The sequence below is a fragment of the Streptomyces sp. 7N604 genome, from assembly GCF_052245475.1.
Taxonomy (GTDB): Bacteria; Actinomycetota; Actinomycetes; order Streptomycetales; family Streptomycetaceae; genus Streptomyces.
Map to the genome: position 1 here is coordinate 78,704 of NZ_JBQQBX010000032.1, position 23,790 is coordinate 102,493.

Here is a 23,790-nt window from a genome sequence, read left to right on the forward strand (position 1 = left end):
CATGAATGTCCGGAACCTGGCCGCCCGCGCCGGCGGGCCGCCGCTCCGTCTGCTGGCCAGGGGGGTGCGCTCTGCGCGCCGCAGCAGGGCGCTCCCGGTGGGGCTTGCCGTCGCCGCCGTCCTGCTGCTGGCCCTCTCCGGCTACCTCGGCGTGCAGAAGTACGAGCACCACCAGGCGGACCGGCGCGACCAGCAGGTCCTGGCCGCCGCCCGCCAGTCGGTGCTCAACTTCACCTCGCTCGACTACCGGCACTACGACCGGGACAGCAAGAACGTCCTGGACGGCGCCACCGGTGACTTCAAGCAGCAGTTCGCCGAGCAGAACAAGCAACTGACCAAGCTGGTGGCCGCCAACAAGTCGGTCTCGCAGGGGCAGGTGCTCGAGGCGGGGATCATCCGGGCCGGTGACAAGACCGCCCGGGTCCTGGTCGTGGGCGACAGCAAGGTCACCAACGTCGCCGCTCCGAAGGGGCAGGCCCGCAACTACAGGCTGCAGCTCGACCTCGTGCGCGAGGACGGGCGATGGCTGACGTCCAATGTCGAATTCGTCGGCTGACAGCCAGTAAAGCCAGTAAGGAGAAAGACCGTGGCGAAGCTGTCCGTTCGAGGGAGTGCCGGCAGCGGCACGACCCGGTCCCGTTCCTCCTTCGCCGCGGCTGCCCGTGCCGCGGCCAAGCGAGCCGAGAAGGCGCACGGTCCGGCCGCGGAGGAGGAGGCCGTGCCGTCGCCGGGACGTACGGGGCTGATCGACGCGCCGGAGGCGGAGACGCCCGCGAAGGCGGCCGCTGAGCCGAAGCCGAAGCCGAAGCTGAAGCTGAAGCCCGAGTCGGATCAGAAGCCGACGCCGACGCCGACGTGGCTTCGCTCCGGCCTGATCAGCGCCGTACTCGCGGTCCTCGTCGTGGCGGGTCTCGCCGCGACCGCCGTGCTCGGGTGGGACTACCGGGACGCCGAGCGCGCGAACGAGGCCCGTACGGAGGCGCTCGCGGCCGCGCGCAAGGCGGCTCCGGCGATTCTGTCGTACGACTACCGGCACCTCGACCGCGACTTCGCTGCGGCGCGCAGCCACATCACGGGCGCCTTCCAGGACAAGTACCGGAAGACCACCTCGACCGTCGTCGCGCCCACCGCGAAGCGCTACCACGGGGTGGTCAAGGCCACGGTGGCGAAGCCCGCGTCCGGCGACGAGGCGGCATCGGTGGTGTCCGCTTCGCCGGACAAGGTCGTCGTCCTGCTGTTCATGAACCAGGTCACCAACAGCACCCAGGTCTCAGGCCCGCGCCTCGACCTCAACCGGGTGCGGATGACCCTGCAGCGGACGTCCGACGGCTGGAAGGTGAGCGCGGTCGACGCGCTGTAGGCGGGACAGGCCCGGACAGGCGGGATAGGCGGGCGAGGGCGGCTCGGGTCAGAACCCTCCACCGAAGTCGCCGCCGCCGAACCCTCCGCCGAGGTCGCCGCCGCCCCCGAAGTCGCCCGAGTTGAAGTCGGAACCGGAACTGTCGCCGCCGCTGTAGTCACCGCCGTACCCGTCGTACCCGTACGCGTACGGCCCGGTCAGCATGCTGCCCAGCAGCGTGCCCGCCAGCAGCCCGGGCAGGATACCGCCGCCGAAATAGCCGTAGGCCCACGGCCCGTACGCCGGTCCGGCCTCCCAGTACGGCCTGCGCCCGGACGCCGTCTCCACCTCGCGCCCCATCGGCTCCTCGCCGTCCTCGAGGCGCGCCGCGTCCGCCGCGCACACCGGCACGGTGCGCTCCTCGCCGCCCGACGGCGCCCACTGCACGTCCTGGACCGACGGGCCGTGCCGCGGGTCGAAGAAGCACGGCACCCGGCGCTCGGGCAGCGGCTCGCCGTCCCGCCGCGCCTCCAGCGTGGCCAGCGAGAACCGGCCGTCCTCCAGCGACTCGGTCACATCCCGTACGTCACTGGGCCGCCGCGCGCGGTCCATCGACGCCTTCGCCTTGTCGTACGAGTCCAGGGCTCGGGCGTAGTCCTCGCGCATCGCGTCGTCCGTCTTCGGTGCCGAGGGGTCGAAGTCGATCCGCTCCAGCTCCTCGCCGAAGGCGGTGATGTCCTCGTCCACGACCGGGCGGAGCGTCTCCAGCTGCGCACGGTCCCGCTCGGCCCTGCGCTGCTTGCCCCGGCGGCTGACCAGCAGGGCACCGCCGCCGACGGCCGTGATCAGCACGCCGAGCGTCACGAGCAGGCCGGCCGCGCTGACTCCGGTGCCGTTCCCGGTGCCGGTGCTGGTGCCCGAGCCGCCGCTCCAGGTGGCCGGGGCGTGGCCGTTGGCCTGCTGCAGGGCCTGATCGACGAAGCCGTTGACCATGGCGCTCACGTCGCCGGGGTCGGATCGCTCCACGGCGCCGGAGAGGTTGGAGACCTCGTTGCGGGACATCACCGAGGAGTCGGCGCCCGCGTCGAACCGGTCACCCAGCGCGACTGCGTACACGCCGGTGATCCCGACCTTGGTCCGCAGGTCCTGGAGCAGCGTCGACGGCTGGAACTCGGAGGCGTTGGGCAGCACGGCGACGAACACCGGCTTGTCCGCCTTCTCGATCTTGTCCGCCAGCGCGTCCGCATCGGCGGCGGGCAGCTGCCCCGAAGCGCGCGGATCGACGTAGACAGGGCCCTTCTTCAGGGCGTTCGCGGCGCTGTCGAGCCCGTCCGCGGCCCGCGCCCCGGGAGCCATGACGGCCATCAGTACGAGGGCGGCGGCGAGCACCGCCAGCACAGGCAGAAGCAGGGTGCGGCCCGCCCAGGACTTCGCTGCGGTGTTCATATCTACGAAACTACTCCAAAGGTGCAATTTCGGGCTTCTCGGTGTGCAGGGCAACCATCCCGCGGCCAGGGCAGGCGGCGCGAGGGCCTGGACCCGTACGAGCCCGGGTGGAGGAGTTCGCCTTCCCCGAGGGCGCCACGCTGCTGCTGTTCACGGACGGAGTGACCGAGGCGCGGAATGCGGAGGGCGTCTTCTGCGGCCCGGGGGGCGGCTGCGCGGCCGGCGGTTCCCCGGGCCCGACGCGCTGCTCGACACGCTCGTGGCGGACGTACGGCGGCATGCGGAGGGCGGGGTGCCGGACGGCATGGCGATGCCGGCGGTCACCCGCCCCGCATCCTACGTTCCGTAACCGGGCGCATCCCTGCGTATAACAACTGACGCACGATCGGGGAAGCGGTGTTTCCGTGCGTGGGGGCAACTCGCCCGAATTGGCGGCTTCCTGTCCTGGTTGGTCCCTCGGGATTTCGTTAACGATCACACCGAACGGCTTGGAATCACGTCCCGCCGTCTATTAACGTTCGATAACGCAGCGCGGTCGTCCCAGCCGCCACAAGAGGTGGCACCGTGCGCCTACGCCGAATCCCGCACCACCAGCACCAGCAGCACCACCTGCACGACCTGCACCAAGGGAACCGGGGAACCACCACCTTGGGGTGAATCGGGCGCCTCTCCGGAGGGGCCCGTAGGAGACCTTCCTGCTCCGAACCCGTCAGCTAACCCGGTAGGCGAGAGGAAGGAAAGGAGTGCGCCCGAGTGGCGTCCAACAGGCCTGGCCCCGAGATCTTGCCCGAACCCTCCGACACCCAGAGCTTCGACTTCGGGCCGGGCGGATTCGGTGAGTTCGGTGAGGACTACCCGGCCGCCGGTTCCGGCGACTGGAACCCGACCACGGATTCCCTGGCCCCGGTGCGCGGCAGGCACCGCGTCGTCAAGCAGCGCGGTGGCGGCATGGCCCGCAGCGGCGCGGTCCTCGGGGTCGGCGTGTTCGCCGCCGTCGGTGCGGGCGGCATGGCGAGTGCGCAGGACAAGCCACCGGTCTCCATCTCCATGCCGGATCTCTCGTCTGTCTCGGACAAGCTCCCCGACGCAAAGGCGCTCCCCGGCATCGGCTCGCTGATATCCGACGACGCGGACAGCGTCGGCGACGGCACCGTGACCGCCGCGGCCCCGCTCTCCCAGGCCGGTCTCACCGACGAGGAGGCGGCCGGGGGCGCCGACGCGGGCGAGGCGCTGCGCGCCCGCATCATGCGCCAGGCCGAGCAGCAGCAGACGGCGGCGGAGACGGCGGAGCGCGAGGCCGCGCAGGAGGCCGCGGCGGAGAAGGCCGCCCAGGAGGCCGCCGAGGCGAAGGCGAAGGCCGTTGCCGCGGCGAAGAGGGCCAAGGAGGAGGCCGAGCGGAAGGCGGCCGAGGAGGCGGCGCGCAAGGCCGAGGCCGAGCGGCTCGCCAAGCTGGCCCGCAGCTACAGCCTCCCCACCTCCTCGTACACGCTGACTTCGAGCTTCGGCGAGTCCGGCTCCATGTGGTCCAGCACGCACACGGGCCAGGACTTCGCCGCCCCGACCGGCACCCCCGTCAAGGCGGTGCACGGCGGCACGATCACGGAGGCCGGCTGGGCGGGCTCCTACGGCTACCGGATCGTCCTCACCCTCGAGGACGGCACCGAGGTCTGGTACTGCCACCTCTCCTCGATGACCCAGACGTCGGGCGAGGTGACGACGGGCGAGACGATCGGCCGCGTCGGCGCCACGGGCAATGTCACCGGCCCCCACCTCCACCTGGAGGTACGGCCGGGCGGCGGCGACCCGATCGACCCGGCGGCCTGGCTGCGCGGCAAGGGCGTCTCGCTCTGACGTCCGTACGGCTGCTGTGACTTATCGCACCCTGTTCGTCGGCAGCCCTGGTGCAAACCCCCCGACACCAGGGCTGTCGGCTTGCCTGCGTGTCCGCGTCCCCGCTTCTCAGTCCGCGTCGCGGTTCGCGTCGCTGTGCGGGCGTTGCCCGGAATGGCCCGGCGCAGGGCGGCGTTGATCAGCCGTATGGCTGACAGGAACAAGATCATCGGTGATCTGGCCGTCCACCCCCTCTCCCTCGGCGGCAACGTCTTCGGCTGGACCGCGGACGAGGCGCAGTCCTTCGCCGTACCCGACGCGTATGGAGGCGGGCGGCAACTTCCTCGACACCGCCGACGTCTACGGAGATCATCACCGCCCTCGACCAGCTGGTGCGGGCGGGCAAGGTCCGGCAGATCGGCGCCTCCAACGTCTCGCCCGAAGCGGTTCGAGGCGTCGCTCGCCTTCTCCGACCGCGAGGGCCTGGCGAAGTACGCCGCCCTCCAGCCGCACTACAACCTCGTCTCGCGCGATACGTACGAGGGGCCGCTCGCCGGCGTCGCGGCCCGTCACGGGCTGGCGGCCGTCCCGTACTCCGCGCTCGCCTCCGGCTTCCTCACCGGCAAGTACCGGGCGGGCGCGGCGGTGGGTGCGCGGGCCGCGCGGGCGGCCCAGCACCTGGAGACGGAGCGCGAGCGGCGCGTGCCGGCCGCGCTCGACGAGGTCGCCTCGGCGCGGGCGCGGAGGTCGCCACGGTCGCCCTGGCGTGGCCGGCCGCCCAGCGAACGGTGGCCACCCCCATCGCCGGCGCCCGCACCCCCGCCCAACTCCCCGCCCTCCTGGCGCTCGCCGACCTCGAGCTGACGGACGCGGAGGTGGCGGTGCCGACGGCGGCATCGGCCTGACCCTTCCCCCCCGCCTCCCCCAGGGCGAGTGATGCGCCGGACCCGCCCTAAGGGCGGGTGGGTGGGTATGGGCGGGTCGTGGGTGTGGGCGGGTGATGGTGCGGCCCCGTGCCGGGGCCGTAGTACGGCGGTGGCGCGTAGCCGTACGGCGGCAGGCCGCCGTAGCCGTGGGGCGGCCCCCACTGGGGCGGGACCCACGGGCGGGCCGTCAGCAGCGCCGCATGCGCAAGCGCAGGCTGCGCCAGGTCCTTGCGCTGCCACAGGTGGTGCAGCAACTCCTGCTCGCGCGCCACGAAATCCGCCCCCGCCGCCCCCCGGTGCGCCCGCTGCCGCAGGAACGCCAGCGCCGTGGCGAACGCCTGGTACTCCGCGACCGCCCGCGCCGCCGCCTTCCCGTGGTGGCGCCGCGCCACGTCCCGCGCGATCGCCCGCGCCCGCATGGACGACAGCGCCTGCGGCTCCTGCGGCACCAGCCAGCCGGCCGCCACGTACGCGGGCAGATGGCTCCGTACGGTCCTCAGCTCGCTGCCGCGGGACCAGATCACCAGCCACGTCAGCAGCCCGAAGACCGGGACCATGAACATGCCGTAGACGGCGATGAAGCCGTACCCGCCGAGGCTGGCCGAGCCGTTCCAGACGGCGTGCAGCACGATCGCCGTGAGCAGGCCGGCGAGCGGCACCAGGACCCGGCGGGCGCGCTGGCGCGGCGCGGCGAGCGCGGCGACACCGAAGCCGATGCCCGTCAGCGCGGTGAAGAGCGGGTGCGCGAACGGCGACATCACGATGCGGATGAAGAACGTCGCCGCCGTGACGGACTGGATGCCGGACGACCCGAGGGCCTGGTCCTCGCCGAAGGCGTTGCCGAGGTAGAGGATGTTCTCGGTGAAGGCGAAGCCGGTCGCGGTGATCCCGGCTATGACGACGCCGTCGACGATGCCGTCGAAGTCGCGGCGGCGGAAGACGAAGAGCAGGAGCAGCGCCGCGCCCTTGGCGCTCTCCTCGACGACCGGGGCGATGACCGTGGCCCCCCAGGTCTCGGCCTCCGTCGCGGAGTCGGTCTCGACGCGGGTGGCTATCCACTCCGTGGCGAAGCCGTTGGCGATGATCGCCACCAGCGTCGCGGCGCACGCGCCCCAGGCGAAGGCGAAGGCCAGGTTCCGCCAGGGCTCCGGCTCGACGCGGCCGAGCCAGCGGAACGCGGCGATCATCAGGGGGACGGGCAGCACGGCGAGCCCGAGGCCGACCAGGAAGCCCTCGGTGCCGGTCTGTTCGCGCACGAGGGCGAGGATGACCAGGCCGCAGAGCGCGAGCAGGGTGATCAGCGTGCCGAAGCGCAATGCCTTGCTGTGCCGGAGGGCACGGCGCGGGCGGTAGCGCCAGTGCGCCCGCTCCGGCACGGCGTCGAACTGCGGCTGCGGTTCGTAGGCCGGGACGGGCGGTTGCCCTGGAGGTTGACCAGGCGGTTGTCCGGGCGCTTGTCCTGACGGTTGCCCAGGCATCTGCCCGGATGGTTGCGCAGGCGGCTGCCCGGGCGGTTGCCGGGGCTGCTGCGGGAGCGGGGACTGGTGCACCTGTCGACCCTAACGAGGGCCGGAGCCCCGTGCGGCGGCGTATCGCCTTTCGTGCGCAGCCTCATACGCGCGGGGCAGGGGCCGGCGGGGCCGGGGCCGCGGGACAGGCGTGCGCCTCCAGGCTCAGCGGCGTACGAACAGGAGGTCGCGCACCACGTGCCCCTTGTCGAGGCCCGCGCTCTCGAACTTGGTCAGCGGCCGGAAGGCGGGGCGCGGCGCGAAACCGCCGTCGGGCCGGGTGTTCTCCAGCTCGGGGCTCGCGGACAGCACTTCGAGCATCTGCTCGGCGTACGGCTCCCAGTCGGTCGCGCAGTGCACCAGCGCGCCGGACCGCAGCCGGGAGGCGGCCAGCTCGACGAACTCGGGCTGGATCAGGCGGCGTTTGTGGTGGCGCTTCTTCGGCCAGGGGTCGGGGAAGTAGATGCGCAGCCCAGAGAGCGCGGCGGGCTCGATCATCTCGCGGAGGAGGATGATCGCGTCACCGTTCGCGACCCGGACGTTGGACAGGCCGTTCCGCTCCGCGAGACTGAGCAGGTTGCCCTGGCCGGGGGTGTGCACATCCGCGGCGAGGATGCCGGTGCCGGGGTCCGCGGCGGCCATCCGGGCCGTGGCCTCGCCCATGCCGAAGCCGATCTCCAGGACGACGGGGAGCCCGCCGAAGAGGCCGTCCAGGTCGAGCCGGGACAGGCCGTCGATGTCCAGGCCCCACTTCGGCCACAGCCTGCGCAGCGCCTCGCCCTGGCCGGCGGTGACCCGGCCACGGCGCGGGCGGAAGCTGCGGATCCGGCGCTCGTGGTGCGAGCCCGCGGGGTCGGCGGCGGGCCCCTCGGGGAAGAGCACGGCGCGAACCTCGCGCGGCGCCCCGTCCCCGGGCCCAGGCATACTCCGCCCGCCGCCGGGGCCGTCCTGCGGGGCGCCGTCGGCAGATGCGGACATGGGGGTCTTCTCGGACTCAAGCACAGTGCCTCCGATTCTACGTTCGGCCTGCTGCGCCCCCACCCGCCGACGCATTCCGCCCGGCTCCCGCGCCCGGTCGCCGGGCGCTGACACCGCCCGCCCTGTGAGGGCGCGCGCCGAAACCGGGCGTGCCACGGTGCGGGTCGGCGGGGCGTCCGCAGCCCCCCGGCGCTGCCCGCGCCTCCGGCGGCGTGCAGGCGTGCCGCTGGGCGGCTACGTCCGCACGCCCGGCGTGGCGTGCTCTCGGTGGGGAGGCCCGGGGGCGTTCCGCCCGCCCCCGGGCGCTGCACGCGCCTTCAGCGGCGTGCAGGCGCGAGGCCGGCGGCTACGTCCGCACCGCGCCCAGCGTGGCGAGCGCTCGGCGGGCGATTTCGCGGCCGATCGGGAGGGATGCGGTTGCCGCGGGAGACGGGGCGTTCAGGACATGGATCACGCCGGGGGACTGCGTGATGAGGAAGTCGTCGACCAGCGTCCCGTCCGGCAGCACCGCCTGGGCCCGAACGCCCGCCGGGGCAGGCGCGAGATCCTCGTCCGCGATGTCCGGGAGCAGCCTGCGCACCGCGTCCGCGAAGGCGTGCTTCGACAGCGAGCGGCGCAGCTCGCCCGTCCCGTACCGCCAGTGGTGGCGGGCGATCCGCCACGTCCCCGGGTACGCCAGCGTCCCGGCCAGCTCCCGGGGCCGTACGGTCCGCCAGTCGTAACCCTCGCGGGCCAGCGCCGGCACCGCGTTCGGCCCGATGTGGACCGTGCCCTCGATGCCGCGGGTCAGATGGACGCCGAGGAAGGGGAACCGGGGGTCGGGCACCGGGTAGACGAGGCCGCGGACCAGGTCGCGCCGCTCGGGCACCAGCTCGTAGTACTCCCCGCGGAAGGGCACGATCCGCATGCCGGGGTCGTCGCCCGCGAGCCGCGCCACCCGATCGCAGTGCAGCCCTGCGCAGTTGACCAGCGCGCGCGCCCGGAGCACGGCCCCGTCCGCCGTACGGACCGCGATCCGGGAGGCCCGGCGTCCGATGACCCGGACCTCGGACCCGTACCGGATCCGCCCGCCCGCGTCCTGGACGAGCTCGGCCAGCCGGTTCGCGACCGCCGTGAAGTCGCACACACCCGTGGTGCCCACCTGGATGGCGGCGAGTCCTCGCACATGCGGCTCGCGCTCCGTGATCTGGGCCGGGCCCAGCTCGCGCACCGGAATGCCGTTCTCCCGCCCCCGCTGGACCAGCGCGTGCAGCCGCGGCAGCTCGGCCCGCTCGGTGGCGACGATCAGCTTGCCGGTCACCTCGTGCGGAATGTCGTGCTCGGCGCAGAACTTCACCATCTCGGCGGCACCGCGAACCGCGAACCGCGCCTTCAGGGACCCCGGCCGGTAGTAGATCCCGCTGTGGATCACGCCGCTGTTGCGCCCGGTCTGGTGGCGCGCGGGGGCGCTCTCCTTCTCCAGGACGGTGACGCGGGTGCCGGGCGCGGCGCGGGTCAGCGCGTACGCGGCCGACAGGCCGACGATCCCGCCCCCGATCACCAGCACATCGCTGTCCTGCGCCACCGCCACCGCTCCACCTCCGCTCAGGTCACCATCCGGCCCGGTCCGCCTTCACCTCGTCTTCACGATGATGCCTTGGCCCACCGACAAACGTCCGAAACCCGCGCGGCGCAAGGGGGCGGGGCGCACAGCGGGCGCACGGCGGCGCGGCGGAAGCAGGGCCATCCGCGGTCACGGGAGTCACGGGGACCACGGACGGAGACCGCGGAGGTCACGACGGAGACCGCCGGGGTCGCGACGAAGCTCGCAGGGTCACGGCGATCACGCCGGGGAGACCAGCAGCGGCCGTGCCCGCTCCCGCAGCTCCACGACCCGCGGCTCGTCCCCGTACGGCTCGAGCCGGTGCAGCAGATCGCGCACATACTCCGTCGTGCGTGCCGACGATATCCGCCCGGCGACCTCCACCGCGCGCGTGCCTTGCGCGCACGCCGCGTCGAGGTTCCCGGACTCCAGTTCGGCGACAGCGGACACGACGAGCCGCAGCCCGTGCGAGCGTACGAACTCCTCCGTCGGCCGGGACAGCGCCTGCTCCGTGAAGCGGCGCACCTGGCGCGGGGCCTTCAGGTCGCGGTAGCACTCGGCGGCGTCGGCGGCGAACCGGTCCTCGGTGTAGAAGCCGAGCCACGAGGGGTCGGGGTCGCCGTCCCTGGACCGCTCCAGCCATGCCTCGGCCGCCTTGAGGGCCGCGCCCGCCGCATGCGAGTCGCTCGCCTTGGCATGCGCCCGGGCCTCGACGAGCCGGAAGAAGCTCATGGTGCGGGCCGTGGCGAGCCCGCGGTTGCGCTCGAGCGCGGCCTGCGCGAGGTCCACACCCTCGTCGGCGAAGCCGCGGTAGGTGGCCTGCAGGCTCATCGAGGCGAGGACATAGCCGCCGAGGGGCACGTCGGCCGCGGCCCTGGCGAGCCGCAGTGCCTGGATGTAGTAGCGCTGCGCGGCCTCCTGCTGGCCGGTGTCGAAGGCCATCCACCCGGCGAGCCGGGTGAGTTCGGCGGTCGCGCCGAAGAGCGAGCGGCCGACCTCGTCGCTGTACGTGCCGAGCAGCAGCGGTGCGGCGTCGACTCGTAAGCACTCCGGCACCATGGATGAACGCCAATCCCCGCCGCCGTACTTGGAGTCCCAGCGGCGCGCGTCCTCGGCCGCCTCGCGCAGCTTCGTCACATCGCTGTGCCCCACCCGCAGAGGCGTGCCGTCGCCGCCGTTCGCCTCGGCCTCCCTGGGGTCGCGGGCGGCCGCGCTGTCGGCCGGGGTTATCAGCCAGCGGGAGGCGGGCGTCGCGTACGCACTGACCGAGAACGACCCCGCCAGGCTCTGCCAGATGCCCCCGCCGCCCGCCCGGCGGCCCGCGAGGTCGAGCCGGTAGAGCTCGGTCGCGGAGCGGACCGCGGCTGCCACGTCGCGCGGGAAGGCCAGGCCGACCTCCGGTGCCGGGTCGGCGTCCGCCAGACCGATCTCGTGCAGCGGCACGGGGCGGCCGAGCTTGCCGGCGATCGCGGCGGCGATGAGGTGGGGCGCGGCACCCTGCGGCACCATGCCCTTGGACACCCACCGGGCGACGGACGTCTTGTCGTAGCGGAGCGTCAGTCCGCGCTGCGCGCCGAGGTCGTTGACCCTCCGCGCGAGCCCGGCGTTGCTGATCCCCGCGAGGGCGAGAACGGTGCCGAGCTTCTCGTTCGGCCCGCGTTGCTCCCTGGACATGCGCCACCCCTCGACACACCGACGACCCCCCGGCATAGGCACGGGGCATTCGTAAACCCAGCGTAGTTCGCCGCATCCCGACCGTTAAGGGGCAGGATTCCGGATGGCGAGATTGTTGTCCGTTCTGGCGTACGGGCAAGGGGGCGCGTGCTCCGGGTGTATGTGGCCGTGCGCCCGGCCGTGCGCTCTGTCCTGGCCACAGGGGGAGCGCTTCCATGGATGGTGCGTGGGTCGGCCCGCTGAACTGGAACCAGTGGGCTGGGGGATACCGCCACCTCATTCCCCGCGGGTGGCGGACCAGTCCGGGAGGCGGGTTCCGCCTCCCGGACTGCGCGGGTTCCGCCTCCCGGACTGCGCCGTTCTGCGCCGAAACGCCCTCGCTCGCGCCCCTGCCGCAGATTGGCTGAATGGCGCCTCCCGGTTGGGGGTTTGACCGCCCCCGGGCACGAAAGGACGGGGGCTCCGGTGCAGGCTTCCCGGCCTTCTCCGGCCACCTGACGCGCCACCGCCGCGGATTCCGGAGGTATTTCGCGGGGATTGTGCCGAGGCCCCGCCGTTTGCGTCTGCTTGTGTCCGCGCTCGCGGAGCCGGTCCCGTACGCCCGTGTCGTGGCAGCATGGTCCCTGAAGCGAGAGCACGATCCCTTGGGGGACCGGCCGTTGGCCCGGCCGCGACTTGAGCGGGTTCCGCGCCGGAACCGCCGGCTGACTGTGCATGATGACTGCTGATTCCTGGTTGCCCAGCGTGTGGAGGCGGCGATGCGGTGGTTGGTGGGATGGAGCAGCGCCGCCGCGGTGCCGGTCACGGGCGAGGCCCGCACGGTCCACCCGGTCGGCGCCCAGCTCCTGTGGGGTGACCCCGATCCGCTGTGGGCCGTCGGCGACTGGCGCCCCGATGAGGTGCGCGTCGTTCAGGCTGCCCCCAACACCCGCCTCGCCGTGCTCGGTTGCTGCGGCGCGAGCGACGAGCAGCTGCGCGCGGGCCTGTTCACCGCCCGCGGCGGCGCCCTGCGCCACCTCACCGCCTGGCCCGGCAGCTACACCGCCGTCGCCCAGGTCGGCCGCCGCCTCACCATCGCGGGAGACCTGGCCGGGGCCAGGCCCGTCTTCCACACCCCCTGGGCGGGCGGCACCGCGTACGCCACAGCCGCCCTGCCGCTCGCCGACCTCATCGAGGCCCAGCTCGACATCGGCCACCTCGCCGCGCTGCTCGCCTGCCCGGACGCGCCGGAAGCCCTGGGGGACGGCACGCCCTACGCGGGCGTGCGGCGGGTTCCGCCGGGACACGCGCTGATCCTGCGCGACGGCGCCCGCGAGATCACCGCCTACGAGCCCACCGCCTCGCTCGCCGTCGCCGCGCCCCAGGTGGAGGCCGCACAGGCCGTGGACGGCGTACGGGACGCGCTCGTCGAGGCCGTACGCGCCAGGCTCGCCGCGCCCCGGCACGCGCCCGAGACTCCCGAGCCCGACCAGGGCCCCGTCCCCGGGATGGGGCCCGCGGCCCGGCGGGCGGCGCGCGGCGCCCCGGCGCCGGGCATCGGCGCCGACCTCTCGGGCGGCAGCGCCTCCTCGACCCTCGCGCTGCTCGCCGCAGGCCTGCCGGGCGTGCCGGGGACGCCGTTCGGGCACGGCACGGGGGCGGGCGAGCGGCTGCTCGCCGTCACCTTCAACGACCTGGCGTCGGGGGCGTCCGGCGGCCACGCGCGCGTGGGGCGGGAGGCCGAACTGGAGCGCGCCCGCAGCATCGCCGCCAACCCGCGGTTGCACCACGTCGTCGTCACCGGCGGCGAGGAGGCCCTGCCGTACGCCGACCTCGACGCCATGCCGCTGACCGACGAGCCCGGTCCCTCGCTGGTCGTCGCGGAACGGCACCGGCGGCGACTCGCCGCGGGCAGCGCGGACCACCTGGTGGGCAACGGGGCCAGACAGGTCCTGGACGGGCACCCGGCGCGCCTCGCAGACCTGCTGATGGACCGCCAGCGGCGTCGCCTATTGCGGCCCGTCGCGGCCCTGGCGAAGTCCGAAGGCCCTTCCGCGCACTCGCTGTTCGTCCCCTTCACCGTCTACCGAGCGGCCCGCAGACTGGCCCGCACCTCGTACCGGGACGGGGTACGGGAGGCGGCGGCGCGGCTGCTGGAGCGGCGCTTCGACGACGGCGCGGACGGTGGCGGAGGTGGTGGGGGTTGGGATGGCAGCGGCGGTGGTGGCGCGGCGGCGCTCAACGGCAGCGGTCCTGCCGGGGCCGTGGACGCGTCTCTGGCGGCCCTCGCCTGGTGCCGGCCGGGGCCCGCGGCGCGCTGGCTGACGGGGGAGGCGCTCGCTGAAGTATCGGTTCGCCTGCAGGACGCGGCCTCCCGGACGGCGCCCGTGGAACGACCCGGGGAGCGGCGCGCCCGAGCCGCCCTTGCCCGCCACGCGCTGGACCACCGCATCTTCGAGCAGGCCGCGGAGGTGCGCAGCCAGCGCCTGCACGCGCCGTTTCTCGACAACCAGGTCGTTCGCGCCTGCCGCGCGCTGCCCGAGGCGCTACGCGTACAACCGGGGGCGCGCGCTTCGGTGTTGCGCGCTGTGCTGGCGGGCGCAGGCATCCGCGATCTCCCTCCGGGGTGGGGTGCCACCTCGCACGCCTCGCACGCGGCCGCGGTACGGGCCGGGCTCCGCGCCGCCGTCGGCGATCTCGTCGCCCTCTTCGACGCACCGCTTCTCGCCGACGCGGGCCTGGTCGAGGCGCGCGTGATCCGCAAGGCGCTGCGCGCCGCGGCCGAAGGCGAACGGCTTCCGCTGGACGGCCTCGCCGAACTGGCCTCCACGGAGCTGTGGTTGCGCCGCCTCCTCTCGCGCCGCGGCACCTGCTGGGCGGGGTCCGCGGCGCCGCGGCAGCGCGCGGTGGCGGGCGGTGTGGTTCCGCGGCCTGCGCTTTAGGCTCGCCGCAGGGCCGCTCCGCGGAGGGGGAACCTCCACCCCCTCCGACCCCCTGACCCTCCCGCCGGTGGCCGCTGGTGGCCTGCACCCGTAGCCCGAACTCGTCGGAGAACCCCTGCTGAACGAGCGGTCGCCCGCTGAATGATCAGCGGCAGGTGATGCTCGACTGCGCCCAGTCGGCCAGCGCCACATAGCCGAGGAGCGATTGCCCCTCGACGACCAGGCGGATCGTCTCGCGCCCGGCCAGCGGCACATGGACGGGCACCGCCGCGTCGCCGCCGCGCACCACGCCCGAGCGCCACAGGCGCGCCCCGTCCCCGTAGACGGAGAACCGGACGGCGCCAAGGCCGAGAGTCGCGTCGTCCACGCCGACGAGCGCGTCGTAGGCCGTGCAGGAGCGGTTCAGGTCGATGGTCACGGACGAGTCCGCGTGCACCGTCGCTCCGTGGTCGTACCGGGTCCCACCGATCCGCTGCCCCCCGCGCTGCCACAGCCACGAGCTCTCCATGGCCCGTACCTCCGGCTCCGTGCTGTCCCCGGTCACGTCGTACGACAGCCCGCTGATCCGGTACGTGGTCGTGGGCGGCGGAGGAGCCGGCTTCGGGGGCTTCGGAGGCTTCGGCGGTTCCGGGGACTCCGGCTCGGTCGGGGTCGGCTCAGGCGTGGTGGGGGAGGGCGTCGGCTCGGGGTACTCCGGGCTCGGCGTGGGTGTGCTCGGTTCCGGCTCGCGCTGCGTGGACCGCGCGGTGGGCTTTCCGGGCTTCTGCTCAGGATCCCGGTCCGGCCGTCCCGCCTTGTGCTCGGGCGGCGGGGTCGGTTCGGGCTTGGTGCCCGGTGGTGCAACAGGGGCCGACGCGGGCGGCCTGGCCTGAGTCTGCTTCTCCGGCTCGCCGTTCCCGGCGATCACCGCGAACACGGTCGCCGCAGCCGCGACCGCGACGACTGCCGCGATGCCGGCCTTCACCGGCAGGCCCAGACCCTCGGACGCGACCGCTCCCCCGGAGCCCGCACCGCCTCCGGAGCCCGTCCCCGCGCCCGCCCCGGTTCCGGAACTCGCACCGCCTGCCGCGCCGACCGCTGTCCCGGCCGCCGTTTCGCCCGCCCCCGGGGCGCCCGCCCCCGCCGCGGCCGCGGCGCCCGCGCCCGCCGCCCCCGCCGCGCCCGGGGCGCCCGCGCCCGCCGCAGCCGCGGCGCCGGCCGTACCGGCTGCGACTCCCGCCGCCTTGAGCGTGTACCCGGCGGCGATCCAGCCGATGACCGCGACCGGCAGAACCGCCCGCAGCCGCGCGTTGACGTCCTTGACCTCCAGCGCGGCCGTACGGCACCTCGCGCACGTCTCCAAGTGCTTGCGCAGGCCGCGCTCGGCCCGCACCCGAAGGCCGCCGCGGGCATAGGCGCCCAGCCGGTCGGCGTACCGCGCGCAGTCGCCGGCCGAGGTCAGCGAGGAGTTCACATGCGCCTGCAGATAGGCCTGCTTGAGCCCTTCGCGGGCCCGGTACGCCAGCACAGCCGTGGCATTCGCGGTCAGCCCGAGCAGCGGGGCCACCTCGCTGGGCGACTCCTTCTCGACCGCGGTGTGCCACAGCACGGTCTGCCAGCGCTCGGGCAGGCTGCGGAACGCCTGCACCGCCATCGACTGCTCGGCCTCGTGCATGGCCCGCACGTCCGCGCCCAGGTCGAGCGTGCCCTCACTGGAGGCGGATGTGCGCGCCGCGAACAGCGCGAAGTCCTCGACCAACTGCTCCCGCCTCGCGGTCCTCGTCCAGGCCGCCGCCACCCGCCGTACGGTCGTCAGCAGATAGGCGCGCACCGCGGAGTCCGGGCCCGTGCCGCTCTGCACCGCCTGCAGGGTGCGCGCGAACACCTCGCCGGTCAGGTCTTCCGCGGTGTGGTCGTCCCGGCAGCAGGACCTGGCGTACCGGCGCACCGCATCCGCATGGCGCCGGTACAGCTCCTCGTACGCACCGATGTCTCCGCCGCGCATCCGCCCGATCAAGTCGGCGTCGGAGGGCGCCGTTTCATCGGAGGGCCCCGTTTCAATGGAGGCGGCACCGGCGGATGATCCGGCGGAATACGCGGCGCCAGACCCGGCCGGTGCCTCGCCGCCGTCCCGCTGCCGCGGCACACTCGGACCTGTCTCCGCGCCCAACTCGCTGCCACCGAGTGGCTCGTCCCGCCCGCCAGCGCCCATATCCGAGGCCCCCGTACCCGCAGTCACGCCCGAACACCGGGCAAGCCTGCCACAAACGGGCGGCCCGGCTGACCCGTCATGGCGACCAACCACACCTCTGGGGCGTGTTCGCACGACAGGGCACTACAGATCCCCCGATCGGGGCATAATCCGCGGATGCCCGAAGGGCGAAACCCCCGGCCCTCGCGGCCGTAACGGGACGCCGCGGCCGCTCCTGATACCCCGGGCGCCACAACGACGACGGCGAGGGCTGCCAGGGCAGCCGACGACGGACACGACCGCCGCACCGCATGCCCTACGCCACAGGGCGCGACCGAAGCCCCTCCAGCAGGATGTCCAACAGCCGCGCGGAAGCCGCCTGCTGGTGAGCCGCGTCCGGCAGCGACGGCGCGGCCGTGGCTATCACCAGCAGCACATCCGCGACCGTCACATCCCCCCGCAGCTCGCCCGCCGCCCGCGCCCGGTCCACCAGTTGTCCCACGACCTCCAGGAGCGCCGCCGCCCCCGCGTCGTCGCCCGGATCGCCTGCCCGTCCCGCGGCACCGTCCGCCCGCGCCGGCGACTGCTCCACCAGCCGGAGCCCCGGCTGCGGGTTCCGCTGGTGCGGCACCCGGCCCGCCGGGCCGGCGGCCGGGGCAGCCGGCGTGGCAGCTCCCGAATCAGTCCCGGACACAGCTTCCGAAGCGGCCCCCGATCCAGCCGCGGCCGCCTCCGGCTCGGCGTCCACCCCCACCCGCAGCACCTGCGGAGGCAGCAGCCGCCCCGCGCCCGAGGCCACCGAGGTCCGCAGGAACCTCGACAGCGCCGACCACGGCTCCTCCTCCTGCCCCAGCGCGGCCCGCGCCTGGTCGGTGAGCCGGGCGGTCTCCTCCTCGGCTATACGCCTGACCAGCACGTCCTTGCTCGGGAACCGCCGGTACACAGTCCCCACGCCGACCCGCGCCCGGCGGGCCACATCCTCCATCGGCGCGCCGTAACCCAGCTCGCCGAAAACCTCGCGCGCCGCGCGCAGTACATGCTCCAGATTGCGCTGCGCATCCACCCGCAGCGTTGAAGAGCCCTGAATGTGCATAACGCGTATCCCCGTTCCCCCGGTAATGACGTCTCCCCCCGGAGACTCCCCGCCCTGACTGCCGGGGGCGGTCCGGCACCCCGACGAAGTACGAACATAGTTGAGCCCAGGTCAAGAATGAAGGGGGACGCTCCGGGCGCGCGGCACCCCGTTCGGACTACCAGCCACCGCCGCTCAGGACCCGTACCCCGTGATCGCCCCCGCCCCATCGGCTGACCTGCGCCATTGCGGCACCCACGAGCGCGCCCGTCCGTACCGGGCGCCAGGCACCTCCGGTCACACATTTCGACGAGCCTGTGGACAAACGCGCGTGGCGGGTGCGTCATGGGAGTGTGCTGTGAGCAACGTCGCGAGGAGACCCTCTGTGAAGGAACCGGCGCGCATTCTCGTTGTCGGCGGTGGATACGTCGGGATGTACTCCGCCCTGCGCCTTCAGCGGAAGCTGAAACGCGACGAAGCCCGCATCGTCGTGGTCGACCCCGAGCCGTACATGACGTACCAGCCCTTCCTCCCGGAGGCCGCCGCCGGCTCGATCTCGCCGCGCCACGTGGTGGTCCCGCTGCGCCGCGTCCTCGACCGGTGCCAGGTCGTCATCGGCGAGGCCAAGTCCATCGACCACGCCAAGCGCACCGCGACCATCTCCACCCTCGCCTCCGCTGAGGAAGGCACCGGTTCGGTCGAGCTCCACTACGACGAGCTGGTGCTGGCCCCGGGCTCCGTCTCCCGCACCCTGCCCATCCCCGGCCTCGCCGACTACGGCATCGGCTTCAAGACGGTTGAGGAGGCCATCGGCCTCCGCAACCACGTCCTCGAGCAGCTCGACATCGCCTCCTCCACCCGGGACCCCGACGTCCGCGACGCGGCGCTCACCTTCGTCTTCGTCGGCGGCGGCTACGCGGGCGTGGAGGCGCTCGCCGAGCTTGAGGACATGGCGCGTTACGCCTCGCGCTACTACCACAACATCTCCGCAGACGACATGAAGTGGATCCTCGTCGAGGCGACCGGTCGGATCCTCCCCGAAGTCGGCGCGGACATGGGCAAGTACGCCGTGCGCGAGCTGCGCAGCCGCAACATCGACGTACGGCTCGAGACCCGCCTCGAGAGCTGCGAGGACCGGGTCGCGGTGCTCAGCGACGGCTCCCGCTACCCGACCCGGACGCTCGTTTGGACCGCCGGCGTCAAGCCGCACCCCGTCCTGGCCGCGACAGACCTGCCGCTGAACGGGCGCGGGCGCCTCGCCTGTACCCCGGCCCTCCGTGTGGACGGCGCGGATCACGCGTGGGCGGCCGGCGACGCCGCGGCCGTCCCGGACCTGGCCGCCGACGAGCCGGGCAAGGAGTGCGCGCCCAACGCCCAGCACGCCGTCCGCCAGGCCAAGGTGCTCGCCGAGAACATCATCGCGTCCCTGCGCGGCGAACCCGTCAAGGACTACGAGCACTCCTACGCGGGATCCGTCGCCTCCCTCGGCCTCCACAAGGGGGTGGCCCAGGTCTACGGGCGCAAGATCAAGGGCTACCCCGCCTGGTTCATGCACCGCACCTACCACCTCAGCCGTGTGCCGACCTTCAACCGCAAGGCCCGGGTGCTCGCCGAGTGGACCCTGGCCGGGCTGTTCAAGCGCGAAATCGTTTCGCTCGGTTCGCTGGAGAACCCGCGCGGTGAGTTCGAACTCGCCGCGGGCACCGGCCGGCACAACGAGACGACGTAGCGCGGTGCCGGGGCGCGAGGGCGCGAGACCGGGGCGCAAGGGCGCGAAGCGACGGCGCAACGCCCGGAACTGCCCGCCGGCCGCCCGCGTCTGACGAATGTCAGTCCCCTCGGCCACACTGGACGTGTGACCATGGGTGGGCTCATACCTACGAAGCGTGCTGTAGGGAACGAACTGTTGCACTTGCTGTACCCCCGGCCGGCCTGGCTGACCCGAAGCGACATCACGAGGCAAAACTCAGTGAACTTCACGCGCTGGAGCGCCCGGCTCCCCGGAACACAGCGACGCGCCGCCGCGCGGACCGAGCGCGGCTCGCGCCCCCGGCAGCCGTCAGGGCCCGCGGGCAGCGGAAGCCCGGTGCCCGCCGCGCGCGGAGAGCACGCGGAGTCCGCCGTCACGCCCGCGTACCCGGCCGCGACCGCACTTCCTGACGGGCACCCCACCGTGGACGGGCTGTCCGTCCACGGCGTCCTCGGCCAAGTACCGGGCCTGGTCGCGGTTGTGTACGGCCCGGACCACCGCATCGCGTACGTCAACGGGGCGTACGCCGCGGTCTTCGGCCCGCGCGCCCCGGGCGGCCCCGCGCGCGAGGCGCTGCCCGAACTCGCGGAGCTCGGCCTGCTTCCCCTGATGGATCAGGTCCTGCGCAGCGGCAAGCCCCGCACCGTCAAGTCCCGCCGCGTCCCCGCGGGCGGCCCGGCGGCGGGGGCCGAAGGCTCCCGCCCGGAGGCGGCCGAAGGCCGTGGCCGGCACGGCTACTACACCTTCACCTGCAGCCCGATCGACATTGCGGTGCCCGGCGCGGGCGTCGGCGAGGCGGCCTGGCAGCCCGGAGCGGCGGCCGGGACGGAAGCCACTCGGGAGCCCGGAGCCGGGGCCCTCGGAGTCGGGGACACCGGCGCCGAGGGCGGCGCGCCAGGCGCGGAAGGGGGCGCGCGCAGCGCCAACGCGCCCTCAGTAGTCCCCGATGCTCCAGATGCTCCCGTTGCCGCGAACAACACGCCGCCGGCCCCCGCCGCGAGCGGCTCCCACCGCGGCGTGCTGATCTTCGCCGCCGACGTCACCGACCAGGTCGAGGCCGCCGAGCGGCTGCGCGCCAGCGAGCGCCGCCAGCGCGAGGCCGCCGTCACCCTCCAGCGCAGCCTGCTCCCCCAGGAGTTGGAGCAGCCCGACGACCTGCGCATCGCCGCCACGTACCTGCCCGGCGGCACGGACGCCGCAGTGGGCGGCGACTGGTACGACGTCATCACCCTCGGCGCGGGCCGTACGGCCCTGGTCATCGGCGACGTGATGGGGCGTGGCGTGCGTGCGGCCGCCGTCATGGGCCAGCTCCGCACGGCCGTACGGGCCTACGCGCGCCTGGACCTGCCTCCGCACGAGGTGCTCCAGCTCCTCGACGGGCTCGCCGCCGAGATCGACCCGAGCCAGATCGCCACCTGCGCCTACGCCGTGCACGACCCCAACGAGGGGCGGCTCGTCTACGCCTCCGCGGGCCACCTCCCGATCATCCTCCGGGACCCCGACGGCACGGTCCGGCGCGCGTCCGAGCCCACGGGGCCGCCGCTCGGCACGGGCGGATGGCTGCACACCTCGGGCTCCGTACCGCTCGGCCCCGGCTCGACCGCCGTCCTCTACACGGACGGCCTCGTCGAGCGCCGCGGCGAGGACATCGACGAGGGCGTGGCCGCCCTGGAACAGGCACTCGCAGGCGCCACGGGCACACCCCAGGTGGTGTGCGACCGCCTGATCCGCGCCCTGGGCGTCACCGCGGACCACGACGACGACGTCGCCGTCCTCGCGCTCCAGCACCCGGCTCGTACGGGCCATGACGCCGAGCTCTTCCACAACGCCGCCCTTGAGCTGCTGGGCGGAGTGGAGGCCGCGCCACGCGCGCGTGCGTTCGCCTCGGGCGTCCTCGCGAGCTGGCGCTTCCCACCCGAACTGCGCGACCTCGGCGTCCTGGCCGCAAGCGAACTCGTCGCCAACTCCCTCCAGCACGGCACCCCGCCGATGCGCCTGCGGCTGCGCCGCACCGACCGCCGCCTGATCATCGAGGTCACCGACGGCGACGACCACCTCCCGCGCCGCCGCCGTGCGGAACCGGCGGACGAAGCGGGCCGCGGGATCTCGATCGTCGCCACCATCGCCTCCTCCTGGGGCTCCCGCAGAACCCCGGGCGGCGGCAAAGCGGTCTGGTGCGAATTCGCCCTGCCGGCGGGTTAGCCGAACGGCTCTTCCCAGCCACTCCCATGCGTGGGGCGAGTGGGTGGGAAGAGCCGGGCGCGTAGCGCCGGTCCCGGCCCGTGGGGAGCTCAGGCGGCCGCAGTGACCGGCTCGGACTCCGGGGGCTGGGCCGGGAGCGACGCCGCGCCTGCCGGGCTCGGAGCCGGGCGCTGCTGCCCAGCGCGCAGCGGGCTGTCCTCGCGCGGGCTGAGCCGGCGCCCCAGCCGCAGCGCCAGCACCGTAATCCCCAGCGAGCACCCGATGAGCATCACGATGTACGCCACGTACATCCCGGCCCCGGCCATCAGCCCGCCCACCGCCGGCCCGACGGCCAGCGCCAGCTGCTTCACCAGAGCGAAAACCGAGTTGTACTGCCCCACGCGCGCGTGCGGCGCCAGGTCCGCCACCAGCGGAGCCACCGTCGGCGACAGCATCGCCTCGCCGAGCCCGAACAGCGCGTACGTCGAGATGATCGCCGCCGTCGCAATCGCCTGGCTCCCGTGCACGAGTCCGGACGCACCGGCCGCCGCCCATGCCACCGTCCAGATCAGCCCGACCAGCGCGATGACCCGGCTGCGCCGCCGCCGCTCCACCAGCTTCAACACCACGAACTGCGCCAGCACGATCACCGCCGTGTTGGCCGCCAGCGCCGCCCCCAGCATCGCGGGCGAGATCCGGGAGACCTCGACGGCGAAGGCGGAGAGCCCCGACTCGAACTGCCCATAGCAGGCGAAGAACATCACGAAGCCCAGCACGCACAGCTGCACCATGGCTCGGTCCGCGAGCAGCGCCCGCCAGCCGCCCTTCGCCCGCTCGTCCGTCGGCACCGCGTCCTCCATACGAGGCACCCGTGGCAGCCGTACGGTCGCCACCGTCGCCCCGAGCACCAGGAACATCAGCGCCTCGATCGAGAACAGGGTCACGAAGCTCGATGCCCGCGATGTGTCGACGATCAGCCCGCCCAGCAGGCCGCCGACGCCGAGACCCAGGTTGTTCAGGAAGAACTGCATGGCGAAGGCACGCGACCGCGTGGCCGTCGTCGAGCACCACACGATCATCGTGGCCAGTGCGGGGTGGATGACCGCGATGCCGGCGCCCAGCATTCCCGCCGCAGCGATGACCAGCGGCTCGCTGCTCGCCAGCCCGAGCCCCAGCGACCCCACGGCGCCCGCGACCCCACCCGCGACGGCGACAGGCAGCGGCCCCCGCCGGTCGATGATCCGACCGGTGAAGGGCAGCACGACGAGCGCCGCCACGGCGAACGCCGCGAGCACTGCACCTGCCGTACTGGCGCCGAGTTCCCGCACCTGCGCCACGTAGATGAACAGGAACGGGACGGTGAAGCCATTGCCGAACGCGCTCAGGGCGTTGCCCAGTTGGATCCGGCGCAGCGCAGCGCCCATCGCGGTGGTCACACTCACCTGCCCAGGTCGAGAGAGTCGGAGGGTGATCCGACGTCGGAGAGGAAGAAGGACGAACGTCGAAGTCTGAAGACTTCAAGCCTAAAGTTCGAACCTAAAGAGTACACATCCAAGGACTTCAACGCCAATGAGTTGCGTGCGATACTTCCGGGCATGGCTGACACCCCCGCCCCCGCAGGCCCGGATCTGGAGCCGAGCCTCGAGGCACAGATCGCGGCCTACCAGCGCGAGTTCCGCGACCTCGACCCCCAGGTCGAGAAGGTCGTCTCCGCGCTCCAGCGCCTCAACCGCCGTATGAACGTGGCCTACGGGCGCCAGACCGCGACACTCGGCATCAGCAACGCCGAGTGGGAGGTCCTCAAGGCCCTCGTCCTGGCGGGCGCCCCGTACCGCCTGGGCCCCGGCGACCTCGCCAAGCGCCTCGGCCTCACCCCGGCCGCGATGACCCACCGCGTCGACCGCATGGCGAGCGACGGTCTGGTGACGCGGGAGCGGGACGAGAAGAACCGCGTACGCGTGATCGTCGAGCTGACGGCGGAGGGCAGGGAGAAGTGGCTCGAGGCGATGCGGATGGCGTCGGTCTTCGAGGAGGAGCTCCTCCAGGACCTGTCGGACAAGGAGCGCGGCCAACTCGGCGAGATGCTCATCCGGCTGCTGCGACGGGTGGAAGATGCCCAACCGGACGCCGAGGGGCGCCTGAACGACCTGGACTGAGGCGGCCGTTCACCCGCAGGACAACTGCCGGTTGACACGGGTCGACCCGATGCGTAGTGTTCTCCGGGTTGCCACAGAGCCGTACCGGTTCTTCGGCGACTACTCGCGCCGCACCGGCGGCAAACCACTGACGATCTCCCCTCGGGGACGATTTCGGCATGCCGAAATCCGAGCCGAATGCTCGATTATGAGCACCGGAGGGAATCCGCTAACGTGGTGGCTGCGCCGGAAGGCGCAGCCCCCTCCAACGGGGACCG

General features: G+C 73.5%; 16 protein-coding genes, 1 pseudogene and 1 riboswitch. Of the genes and pseudogenes, 9 read left to right on the plus strand and 8 right to left on the minus strand.

Annotated elements, in window-relative coordinates; genetic code table 11:
* Position 1: 1 nt before the first annotated feature.
* On the plus strand, positions 2-556 hold the full coding sequence (locus tag ACTWP8_RS30315; RefSeq protein ID WP_443325278.1) for a hypothetical protein: 555 nt from the start codon (positions 2-4) through the stop codon (positions 554-556).
* A 30-nt stretch (positions 557-586) separates the two neighbouring features.
* Positions 587-1,360 carry a hypothetical protein gene (locus ACTWP8_RS30320; protein WP_443325279.1) on the plus strand — a complete coding sequence of 258 codons (774 nt, stop codon included), beginning with the start codon at positions 587-589 and terminating at the stop codon, positions 1,358-1,360.
* Positions 1,361-1,408: 48 nt separating this feature from the next.
* On the opposite strand, the gene ACTWP8_RS30325 is transcribed toward ACTWP8_RS30320, so the two are convergent.
* Entirely contained in the window at positions 1,409-2,785 is a 1,377-nt protein-coding gene (locus tag ACTWP8_RS30325) for a hypothetical protein (protein ID WP_443325280.1), read from the minus strand.
* A 107-nt stretch (positions 2,786-2,892) separates the two neighbouring features.
* On the opposite strand from ACTWP8_RS30325, the gene ACTWP8_RS30330 reads away from it, so the two are divergent.
* The 3 genes and pseudogenes from ACTWP8_RS30330 (at position 2,893) to ACTWP8_RS30340 (ending at position 5,520) form a co-directional block, all read left to right on the plus strand.
* On the plus strand, positions 2,893-3,156 hold the full coding sequence (locus ACTWP8_RS30330; RefSeq protein WP_443325281.1) for a SpoIIE family protein phosphatase: 264 nt from the start codon (positions 2,893-2,895) through the stop codon (positions 3,154-3,156).
* Positions 3,157-3,385: 229 nt separating this feature from the next.
* A riboswitch (cyclic di-AMP (ydaO/yuaA leader) is annotated at positions 3,386-3,528 on the plus strand.
* 10 nt (positions 3,529-3,538) lie between these two features.
* On the plus strand, positions 3,539-4,636 hold the full coding sequence (locus ACTWP8_RS30335; RefSeq protein WP_443325282.1) for a M23 family metallopeptidase: 1,098 nt from the start codon (positions 3,539-3,541) through the stop codon (positions 4,634-4,636).
* Between the two features lie 186 nt (positions 4,637-4,822).
* Positions 4,823-5,520, plus strand: a pseudogene (locus ACTWP8_RS30340) (aldo/keto reductase).
* Positions 5,521-5,567: 47 nt separating this feature from the next.
* Here ACTWP8_RS30340 and ACTWP8_RS30345 read toward each other — a convergent pair.
* The 4 genes from ACTWP8_RS30345 to ACTWP8_RS30360 all read right to left on the minus strand — a co-directional run bounded on the left by ACTWP8_RS30345 (position 5,568) and on the right by ACTWP8_RS30360 (position 11,283).
* Positions 5,568-7,019: a PrsW family intramembrane metalloprotease gene (locus ACTWP8_RS30345; protein ID WP_443325283.1), complete on the minus strand. Its 1,452-nt coding sequence runs from the start codon at positions 7,017-7,019 to the stop codon at positions 5,568-5,570.
* A 195-nt stretch (positions 7,020-7,214) separates the two neighbouring features.
* Positions 7,215-8,027: a tRNA (guanosine(46)-N7)-methyltransferase TrmB gene (gene trmB / locus ACTWP8_RS30350; RefSeq protein ID WP_443325284.1), complete on the minus strand. Its 813-nt coding sequence runs from the start codon at positions 8,025-8,027 to the stop codon at positions 7,215-7,217.
* 346 nt (positions 8,028-8,373) lie between these two features.
* Complete coding sequence (lhgO, locus tag ACTWP8_RS30355) at positions 8,374-9,597, minus strand: L-2-hydroxyglutarate oxidase (protein WP_443325285.1); 1,224 nt, start codon at positions 9,595-9,597, stop codon at positions 8,374-8,376.
* Positions 9,598-9,849: 252 nt separating this feature from the next.
* Positions 9,850-11,283, minus strand: a complete 1,434-nt coding sequence (locus ACTWP8_RS30360; RefSeq protein WP_443317809.1) for an MFS transporter — start codon at positions 11,281-11,283, stop codon at positions 9,850-9,852.
* A gap of 758 nt (positions 11,284-12,041) precedes the next feature.
* On the opposite strand from ACTWP8_RS30360, the gene ACTWP8_RS30365 reads away from it, so the two are divergent.
* Entirely contained in the window at positions 12,042-14,204 is a 2,163-nt protein-coding gene (locus ACTWP8_RS30365; RefSeq protein WP_443325286.1) for an asparagine synthase-related protein, read from the plus strand.
* 145 nt (positions 14,205-14,349) lie between these two features.
* On the opposite strand, the gene ACTWP8_RS30370 is transcribed toward ACTWP8_RS30365, so the two are convergent.
* A complete protein-coding gene (locus ACTWP8_RS30370; RefSeq protein WP_443325287.1) occupies positions 14,350-16,395 on the minus strand; it encodes a sigma-70 family RNA polymerase sigma factor in 2,046 nt (681 codons plus the stop codon).
* Positions 16,396-16,690: 295 nt separating this feature from the next.
* Positions 16,691-17,467 (minus strand): TetR/AcrR family transcriptional regulator, encoded by a 777-nt coding sequence (locus ACTWP8_RS30375; RefSeq protein ID WP_443325288.1) that lies wholly within the window; start codon positions 17,465-17,467, stop codon positions 16,691-16,693.
* A 412-nt stretch (positions 17,468-17,879) separates the two neighbouring features.
* On the opposite strand from ACTWP8_RS30375, the gene ACTWP8_RS30380 reads away from it, so the two are divergent.
* Both ACTWP8_RS30380 and ACTWP8_RS30385 read left to right on the plus strand, forming a co-directional pair.
* Complete coding sequence (locus ACTWP8_RS30380) at positions 17,880-19,175, plus strand: NAD(P)/FAD-dependent oxidoreductase (protein WP_443325295.1); 1,296 nt, start codon at positions 17,880-17,882, stop codon at positions 19,173-19,175.
* Positions 19,176-19,415: 240 nt separating this feature from the next.
* A complete protein-coding gene (locus ACTWP8_RS30385; RefSeq protein ID WP_443325289.1) occupies positions 19,416-21,398 on the plus strand; it encodes an ATP-binding SpoIIE family protein phosphatase in 1,983 nt (660 codons plus the stop codon).
* A gap of 89 nt (positions 21,399-21,487) precedes the next feature.
* Here ACTWP8_RS30385 and ACTWP8_RS30390 read toward each other — a convergent pair whose 3' ends face one another.
* Positions 21,488-22,813: an MFS transporter gene (locus ACTWP8_RS30390; protein ID WP_443325296.1), complete on the minus strand. Its 1,326-nt coding sequence runs from the start codon at positions 22,811-22,813 to the stop codon at positions 21,488-21,490.
* A gap of 159 nt (positions 22,814-22,972) precedes the next feature.
* Between ACTWP8_RS30390 and ACTWP8_RS30395 the strand changes: the two genes are divergently transcribed.
* The gene (locus tag ACTWP8_RS30395; RefSeq protein ID WP_443325290.1) at positions 22,973-23,533 is read left to right on the plus strand and encodes a MarR family winged helix-turn-helix transcriptional regulator; all 561 of its coding nucleotides are present in this window, start codon (positions 22,973-22,975) and stop codon (positions 23,531-23,533) included.
* The last annotated feature ends 257 nt before the right edge of the window (positions 23,534-23,790 follow it).

Coding starts and splice junctions, on each gene's coding strand:
- ACTWP8_RS30345 (WP_443325283.1), bottom strand. CDS start 7,019: ATGCCTGGGCAACCGTCAGGACAAGCGCCCGGACAACCGCCTGGTCAA.
- ACTWP8_RS30315 (WP_443325278.1), top strand. CDS start 2: ATGAATGTCCGGAACCTGGCCGCCCGCGCCGGCGGGCCGCCGCTCCGT.
- ACTWP8_RS30370 (WP_443325287.1), bottom strand. CDS start 16,395: ATGGGCGCTGGCGGGCGGGACGAGCCACTCGGTGGCAGCGAGTTGGGC.
- ACTWP8_RS30380 (WP_443325295.1), top strand. CDS start 17,880: ATGTACTCCGCCCTGCGCCTTCAGCGGAAGCTGAAACGCGACGAAGCC.
- ACTWP8_RS30395 (WP_443325290.1), top strand. CDS start 22,973: ATGGCTGACACCCCCGCCCCCGCAGGCCCGGATCTGGAGCCGAGCCTC.
- ACTWP8_RS30325 (WP_443325280.1), bottom strand. CDS start 2,785: ATGAACACCGCAGCGAAGTCCTGGGCGGGCCGCACCCTGCTTCTGCCT.
- ACTWP8_RS30375 (WP_443325288.1), bottom strand. CDS start 17,467: ATGCACATTCAGGGCTCTTCAACGCTGCGGGTGGATGCGCAGCGCAAT.
- ACTWP8_RS30360 (WP_443317809.1), bottom strand. CDS start 11,283: ATGTCCAGGGAGCAACGCGGGCCGAACGAGAAGCTCGGCACCGTTCTC.
- ACTWP8_RS30365 (WP_443325286.1), top strand. CDS start 12,042: ATGCGGTGGTTGGTGGGATGGAGCAGCGCCGCCGCGGTGCCGGTCACG.
- trmB (WP_443325284.1), bottom strand. CDS start 8,027: ATGTCCGCATCTGCCGACGGCGCCCCGCAGGACGGCCCCGGCGGCGGG.